Source organism: Streptomyces hygroscopicus subsp. hygroscopicus (assembly GCF_001553455.1).
In the GTDB taxonomy this organism is placed as follows: Bacteria; Actinomycetota; Actinomycetes; order Streptomycetales; family Streptomycetaceae; genus Streptomyces; species Streptomyces hygroscopicus.
The window spans coordinates 1-609 of record NZ_BBOX01000372.1; the positions used below are offsets into that span (position 1 = coordinate 1).

Annotated in this window: 1 protein-coding gene; it reads right to left on the reverse strand. The window is 78.2% G+C overall.

The genetic code is table 11. The features are described 5' to 3' along the window. A partial coding sequence (locus tag AXW62_RS31915) for a YoaK family protein (RefSeq protein ID WP_060947560.1) occupies positions 1-490 on the reverse strand: 490 nt, incomplete at its 3' end. Positions 491-609 lie beyond the last annotated feature (119 nt).

Here is a 609-nt window from a genome sequence, read left to right on the forward strand (position 1 = left end):
GATAGGTGGTGGAGAAGCCGGGCGGGCCGACGGCGCGCACCAGGCCGCTCTGCCCGCCCATGGCGAACGCGGCGACCGCCAGCAGTCCCAGCTGCCGGCCGCCGGCCGGGTGGCCGCCGGCCGCCGCCCACACCGCCCACAGCCCGCCGAGCGCGAGCAGTTCGACCGTGAGCGCGCACCGGGCCCGCCGGGCCGGCCGGGGGCCGCGGACGATCCAGCCGCTCAGCAGCGTGCCCGCCGTGTAACCGGCCATGGCGACCGCGGAGTCCCGGGCCCGCGCCGGGTCGGGCGAGGCGGTCGACATGCCGAGCAGGGAGAGATTGGCGGTCATGACGCTGGTGAACACGCCGCCCAGCGCCAGAAAGCTGATCGCGTCCATGGCCCCGGTCGCCACGGTCAGCGCGACGGCGGCCGCCACTCCCCCGGCATCGCGGGGCCGGCGCGGCCGCTGTCCCCGCGGCGCGGCGCCGGTCTCGGTCTCATCCGCCATCGCATCTCATCCGCCATCGGCAGCCCTCCGGGCCCTCCGGTCGCCCCGGGTGCCCCCGGGGGCGCTCCGGAAACACCGGAAACAGCGGACCGGGACAGGTCAGGAGCCGGCGGGGGGGG